6 protein-coding genes are annotated in these 6837 nt (G+C 65.4%); 3 read left to right on the forward strand and 3 right to left on the reverse strand.

Going from position 1 to position 6837, the window contains the following annotated elements; translation table 11 throughout:
• The coding region (locus tag ACESNG_RS22590) for an isoprenylcysteine carboxylmethyltransferase family protein (protein WP_373070955.1) at positions 1-355 on the forward strand (355 nt) is incomplete at its 5' end.
• Between the two features lie 27 nt (positions 356-382).
• Here the strand turns inward: ACESNG_RS22590 and ACESNG_RS22595 are convergent.
• The 3 genes from ACESNG_RS22595 to ACESNG_RS22605 form a co-directional block, all read right to left on the reverse strand.
• Positions 383-1030 (reverse strand): hypothetical protein, encoded by a 648-nt coding sequence (locus tag ACESNG_RS22595; protein ID WP_373062654.1) that lies wholly within the window; start codon positions 1028-1030, stop codon positions 383-385.
• The gene (locus ACESNG_RS22600; RefSeq protein ID WP_373062656.1) at positions 1027-1557 is read right to left on the reverse strand and encodes an RNA polymerase sigma factor; all 531 of its coding nucleotides are present in this window, start codon (positions 1555-1557) and stop codon (positions 1027-1029) included. The genes ACESNG_RS22595 and ACESNG_RS22600 overlap by 4 nt, the downstream gene beginning before the upstream one ends.
• Positions 1558-1751: 194 nt before the next feature.
• On the reverse strand, positions 1752-4631 hold the full coding sequence (locus ACESNG_RS22605) for a CHAT domain-containing protein (RefSeq protein ID WP_373070957.1): 2880 nt from the start codon (positions 4629-4631) through the stop codon (positions 1752-1754).
• Between the two features lie 304 nt (positions 4632-4935).
• On the opposite strand from ACESNG_RS22605, the gene ACESNG_RS22610 reads away from it, so the two are divergent.
• Positions 4936-5505, forward strand: coding sequence for a PEP-CTERM sorting domain-containing protein (locus tag ACESNG_RS22610; RefSeq protein ID WP_373062660.1), 570 nt, complete (start codon positions 4936-4938; stop codon positions 5503-5505).
• 142 nt (positions 5506-5647) lie between these two features.
• Positions 5648-6837 (forward strand): Ig-like domain-containing protein (locus ACESNG_RS22615; protein ID WP_373070959.1); only part of this gene is annotated, 1190 nt, incomplete at its 3' end.

The raw sequence follows: 6837 nt of genomic DNA on the forward strand, positions 1-6837 counted from the left end.
AAGCGCGATCGGCCTCGTGTTGTTCGCGCTCGGATGGAGCCTCAAACAGCTCGCGTTGAGGGCGAACGCCTTCGCCACGGCCGTGGTTTGCCTCCAGCACGAGCGTGCGCACGCGGTGGCGGATACCGGCGTGTACGCCATCGTGCGTCATCCCTTCTACGCCGCCGATCCGTTCATCCTCATGGGGCTGGGACTGTGGCTCGAGTCGTATGCGGCGGTCCTTGGTGCGGTCATTTCGGTGGCGCTCATGGTGCTGCGGCTGCAGGGGGAGGAGCGTTTTCTCTGTCGCGCATTACCGGAATATCAAGACTCCATTGAGCGGGTGCCGCATCGGCTCATTCCCGGGGTTTCGTAGGGCGTGGTTCCTGTCGTGCGCCGCCGACTACTGGGCGTGCAGAGTGCCGATCGCACCGAGCGCACTGCGGCGCTGGCCACCATTCCGCAGATGTGCGATGACCCACCATTCCTTCGCAGCACGGTTGAAGGCGGCGCGCATCGATGAATTCGGTAGTGTCAGCGTCGTGTCGGTCGTCTCGCGCCGCAGCACGATCTCGGCCTTTTCGTCGAGAATTTCTATTGTATACCGATCCGCGTCGCGTACGGGGCTCCACGAAAACACGACCGAATCGGATGCCGCGCTGGTCGCAACGAGCTTGGGGACGTTCGCGGCCGAGTCGGCGCCGCGATAGCGCACGTCGGTATCGCGGTTCACGCGTACGAGTCGCGCAACAGGGACCCCGACGACGATGAGTAATGCCGCCGCAGCGGCCCACGGCGCGAAGCGGCGCGCGAACGAGGTGGCCGGTGCGGATGACGTTCGAGCCGTGGACGCCAACGTGTGCAGCAGCGCGAGTTCATCGGTGGCTCCACTGGCAAACACGCGATCAAGCACCGCTTCGCGATCGGAGGCCGGCAGTGACCCTTCGACCAGTGCCTGCAGCTTCTCCGGTGAGGGCGCGTCGACCGCACCACCGGCACGGCGCTGGCGCTGCAACGCAGCGTGCGCGCGCTGGAAGTCGTTGTCGGTCATGGGGCTTCCACCGCGCTGGCACGCAGTTGTGCGCGCACGTCGTCGAGCCCGCGATAGAGCAGGTTGCGCACCTTGGCCTCGGACCAGCCGGTCAGCCGTGCCATGTCGTCACGCGTATACCCTTCAAGATGGAGTTGGACCACGACCCGACGGTTTCGGGGGAGTTGCGCAAGGGCGCGCTCCAGCCGATACGCAAGTTCGTCTTCCTCTGAGCGGTCCGGCGAAGCAACCAGCAGGATAGCGGGCAGGCTCAGGGCGCCGACCACTTCATCCAGCGGTTCTTCCCGACGAGCTCGGCGTCGTCTGAGCATATCGATCGCGGCGGACACCGCGACCCTCTGTACATAAGACGCACCAAGGCCGTCCAGTTTCTCATCGGACGCCTTCGACTTCCATAATCGGACGCGCACGTCCTGTAATACCTCATCTACGTCACTCTCACTCAGACCGCGCAATCGTGTGACGCGGCGCACCGCTGCACCGAAGCGCAGCAGCGTGCGTTCCAGCGCTGAGGTGAGCGGCGCCAAAGCGGCGTCAGAGGGCGAGGGTGTGGAGATGTGTCCAAGGGTTGAAGTGCGGCGACAGGCGAAAGAGTAGTGGGAGCCTAATGCTCCCACCCGAACGCGAGCCAGTCCGGTCAGCCATACGTCGACGATTGTGACGGATTCCGGTGACATCCGGACTTTGCGGTCCACACAGAACACTGCCTACAGTCCGCACCTCACCAGGGTAACCATCGGCGCACGGCGCCGGTGAGGCGCGCCCATGCCGACGGTTGGCGTGTCTCCAACCGGAGGCGTAGCGAGGGGTCGCCGAAGTACTCAAGATTGGCCCACAGGGCCGGAGACGCGCCTGACCGCATGGCCTGAACACGCACGCGGTGCAGCGCCGTCACCACATCGTCGCCGCCGGCGATCGCCTCGTACATCGGCGCCACGAGTGCACCCATGGTCGCATCCTCGACGCGCCATCGCGTGGCCACGACGCCGCGGGCGCCGGCGTCGAGGGCGGTTGCCACCAGACCATGCAGCGATTGCCCTACCAGCAAGACCCCGTCGCCGCTCGAGCAGGTCGAGAACACCACGAGATCGAACGGCAACGGTTGCGCCGACAGATGGTCGAGTGTGAACAGACCGTCGGCGCCGGCGGACGCCTGAATGGCCAGTCCGTTTCTCGCGAACGACTCCGGATCGGCAACGGCATGCGTCGCCACATGTAGCACCTGCCCGCCGTCGCCAATCGCCCGCACCAGGCGATCATGCGTGGCATTTCGGCCGTCAAGCAACGTGGCGCCAGCCAGTTGGGTCGCTACCGCTCGCGCCTCGGATCGCGCGCCGGGCAGTGCGCCAAACCGTTCGGTCGAACCGGGGATGACGGGCATCTGACTGGGCGCGCCGAGGACCACCGATCGCGCGTTGCTGTTCCGTCTCGGCGCCGCCGACACGCCCCCCAGCGCATCTTCTACCGACGGCGCAATGGCCAGTTCATAGTGCGCCAGCAACGGACCGCCTGCCGGATGCGTAAGCGCGGCAAATGGCAATCGGTGCAGCTCGCCATCGGGAACGATCACCAGCCGCGTGATGTGTGACGGCAGCCGTTGAAGAAGCGGTGCGAGGAGTGCCGAGCCGAGTCTCTGTGCCAGCGACTCCGACAGGCGACCGCCCTGCAACAGCGCACTGAATCGGTTAATATCGTTTGCCACCGAATCGATGGCCACGAGGGCGACGCTCACCAGCGTGTCGCGCGTGAGCACGAACGCCGTGGTGGGCTCACCGCCATGCCCCACGATGAAGCTGACCACCGCATGCGACGGGGCGATGCGTGTGCGCGCCAACGCCGGCAACCGAATTGGATCGACCTCTCCCGAGTCGCCAGCCACGACGGCGACTCGAACGCGCCGTGTGGCGTCGACGGAGAGCGCCCCGCGCTGCAACGCGACTTGCTCGCGGGCGCGCACGCGTCGCCACTCAGCGATGGCCAAGGCCTCGGCAGCACGATTATTCAATGCAAAATACGATACGAGCGTGGTCAGTCCGAGGTCGCGATCCCAGTCGAATGCACGGTCTTGCAGTGAGGCCAGCAGATCTTCGCGGCGTGAAAGCGATGCGCGATAGCGATCGAACTCGCGCAGTCCTGTGTTGATGTGTTGCCACGCCGCGTCCAGGTCGCCGCGGGCTGCGACGGCCTCGGCACGCCGCGCCAGCAGTTCGAAGCGACCGGGACCACGCGGGGCGCGCGTAGCGCGCAGCAGCGTGTCCCACTGAGCCACGGCGCCCCGATACTCACCGGACGACAGCAACAGGGTGCCACGCTGATACCGGATCTCCGCGTTCCATCCCGTCATGCCCCGCAACGCCGCCAGTGTGCTCGCGGTATCCAACAGCTGGTGACCGGCCTCATGGCGACGCTGCTGCCGCGCGATGTCGGCTCGCGCCACCAACGCCGCCACTGACGTGGTGGGATCAAGCCGCTCACCGCGCGATCGATACCCTTCGAACGCAGAATCCGCACGCGCAAGCTGTCCGCGCAACAGCAACCCTTCCGCGTACACACGATCCGCCAATAGCACCCCGGTCTCGTCACCCGCTTCGACGAAGATACGTCGGGCGGCCAGCAACAGTGCGTCGGAATCCGTAGTGGCACCGAGGCGCTGTGCGATGCGTCCCAGCTCCCGCGTCGCCCAGGCTTCGGACAATCGACTGTGACTGGTGCGGGCCGCAGCGAGCGCCTCCTCAAGCGCCACGCGAGCTTCGGCGTAGCGCGACCTCGACAGCAACGTGCTGCCTTGCCACTGTAGCGTGGCGGACAGTCCGTTCATGAGCCGCGCACGACGCTGCACCGTGGCCAGCGTATCGAATAGCGTCAGCGCGCGATCGGCGCGTCCACTCGCCTCCACGCGTTGCGCGCGCGCGAAGAGGCAATCGGCGTAGACCCGCGGTCCGACCCGTGCGGCCTCGCCGAGTGCGCGATCCCAGGTGCTGTCAGCAATCGGGGTGGCCGCGCGCACGCGAACCTGCAGGACCGCACACGCGTGTCGCGAGCGAATCCATGGATCGTCGGCCGGTAGAAGCGCTTCGGCTTCGCGAAGCCGCGCGTTTGCGGCCTCGATGCCCGTGGTCCGCAAGACGAGTCCGGCCTCGTTGATCAAGAGGTCGGCCAACGCGGACACATCGCCATTCCTGACCAAACGGGGCTTCTGTCGTTGGAGCTGCGCGATCGCCTCGCCGTACTGCGAGCGACTCGCCGCGAGATTGGCCAGCAACACCGACGCATACGTCGCGGTGGGATCGGCGGTATCACGCGCGGCGCGCTGCAGGTGCCGTTCGGCCTCGTCGTACCGGTACGCGAGCACGGCCAACGTGCCGCTGAGCAATGCGCGCTTGGCTTCATCGTTGCCGATGCGCGCGCGCCACGCCGTGACCGTGGTCTGCTCGTTGCCCGCGTCGTACGCCATCATGACTGAACGCACCATGGCGCCGGCCAGCGGTCGTGCGGCCGTTGGGCCGGCGTTCTGTGCCGCCACCGAGCGGCACAAAGCCGCGAGGGTCAGCGGCACGACCAGCGCACGCGTCATTCGCACCAGGGTTTGCATTCTGTTCATAGTATGAACCCGTGTCGACGCGCGCGTCCAGCGGATTGGACGTTAAACCTTGCCGCTTGCGGGTGCGCCGGGCGAGGCGAACGGCGAGACGAGATTGCCGGCTGGCGAGCTCTAGCATAGTGAAAACATTGCAGAAGCGGTGAGTGAGAATCGGAGGAACTTCGGTGCGTGTTTCATGTGTCCAGCTGCCGCCTGTCAGTTCACGGCACGGCCTTCACGAATCCGGAACACGATCGGACCACTCTTTTTATTCCTTTACTGAAGGATCAACGCAATGTGGACAACGAAGTGGATGCGGCGAGCCATGCTCGCTATCGGCTGCACGGTGGGAATGGCGACGCCGACGGTCGTGACGGCGCAGCCGACGGCGCTGACGATCGGGACGTGGACAACATTCGAATGGTTGAATGGTGTCGGACCGGTCGACGGCTTGGGCTTCTCGTTCTCACCGGCGCAACGGGTTCGCCTTCGAGTGACCGACGCGGGCTTCAGCGGCGATGCCTTTGACATCTTTTTGAACGGCTCGCGGCTGTTCTCCACGCCAGATGTGACGGGTGGCGTCGATACAGAGGCGTTCGACGGCGAGACAGCATGGCTAAACCAGGCGCTCAGCAAAGCGAGTTTCCTCTTCTTGCCCGGCAACTTCACCGTCACGTTGGCACTGCGCTCAGCTGGCTCTGGATTTACTGAGGGCGAAGGATTCCTCCGGTTCGACTTGGAGCCCGCCGACCCCATCGACCCCATCGACCCCATCGACCCTCCGGTCAACGTCATACCGGAGCCATCCAGCGTGCTGTTGATGGCCGTCGGTCTGCTCGCGATCGGCGCGTATTCGCGGCGTCGAACCAAGCACACGAGCAACGCGTCCTGCTGATGCTCCGATGTCCGACACCAATGCGGTCCGCCCCGACGCGTTGGTGTTCGTGCACGTCTGTCCGTTCCGATATATCCCTTGCCGCGCTCGCCTTTCATCCAATGAGGCTCGACGTCCCATGCCCCGTACCGTGCACCACCGAATGAAGCGTTTGCTTCCGGCCGCCCTGCTGGCCGTGTTCGGCCTGTCCGCCTGTACCGATAGTTCGCAGCCGGGCGGCGCGGTCGGCCCCGATCTGGAAGCCCGCATGGAAATCCGCGATGCCGTCCGCAATAACGGCACGCCAGGTTTCTACTTCGTTTCGCCTATCGCGCCCACACTGGCCAGCTTTCCCGGTATCTTCGACGCTGCGCGTTCTCCGGTGGTCGAAGTGTGCGTGTTCACGGCCGGCGCCTGTGCTGGCGCGCCCGTCGCGACCTATGCGTTGGGCAGTGGTGTCACGGTGGACAACACGGCGCAATTGTACCGTGCCGACTGGCCGACCGTCGGGCTGCCGGTGAACACGACATATCGCATTCGCGTGCTGGACGGCATCAATGTGATGGGGCACGCCGACGCGAAGCGGGTGGGCCCCGGCGAGACGGCCACTCAGCTTACCGCTGTGGGCATCGTCCCGCTGGGGAATTCGAGCCGGCTGGCCATTCGGTTCCGTATCGAGCGCAACGATCCGCCCACGGTAACCATTACGAGCCCGGCCAACGGCGCGGTGATTCCGTCTGGCAGTTCCATCACGCTCACCGGCACGGCATCCGATCCGCAGGAGGGTAATCTCTCCAGCCAGATCGTGTACCGCTCGAGCCAAGTGATTGAGCCACTCGGCACAGGCGCGAGTCTCCCGGTGATCCTGCCAAGCGGACGCAACACCATCAGTGCGTCGGTGACCGATGCTAGGGGAGCGACGACCACGACCAGCATTCAGGTGGTGGTGAGCATCGTGTCGGTGCCGTTGACACTGAATGTGCCGTTCGGCGGCACGGCGTCACTGCCGATCACGCTGTCGGAGCCGGCGCCGGCGGGTGGCCTGGTATTCACGGTTTCGTCGAGCGACCCCACGCGCGTCGGTGTCACGCCGGCGTCGACCACAGTGACGATCCCCGCCGGCGCGCAATCGGCGAATGTGGTGTTGAGTGGTGTCGCTCCCGGTGCGGCGACGGTGACGGTCTCGAATGCCGATTTCGGCACCGCGACGTCGCAGGTGGCCACGACGGCAGCGCTCGACATCGTCGAGACGTCGGTGAACTTTCCGCAGGGTCGCATTGTCACCTTTACCGTAAGGATCCGTAGTGCTGGCGTTGATGTCGCGGCGCCAATCGGTGGATTCTCCGTTACGCT

The sequence above is a fragment of the Gemmatimonas sp. genome, assembly GCF_041689975.1.
Classification (GTDB): Bacteria; Gemmatimonadota; Gemmatimonadetes; order Gemmatimonadales; family Gemmatimonadaceae; genus Gemmatimonas.

Excerpts from the sequence above, each read along its gene's own strand:
- ACESNG_RS22595 (WP_373062654.1), bottom strand. The coding sequence starts at position 1,030 with ATGACCGACAACGACTTCCAGCGCGCGCACGCTGCGTTGCAGCGCCAG.
- ACESNG_RS22605 (WP_373070957.1), bottom strand. The coding sequence starts at position 4,631 with ATGAACAGAATGCAAACCCTGGTGCGAATGACGCGTGCGCTGGTCGTG.
- ACESNG_RS22610 (WP_373062660.1), top strand. The coding sequence starts at position 4,936 with ATGCTCGCTATCGGCTGCACGGTGGGAATGGCGACGCCGACGGTCGTG.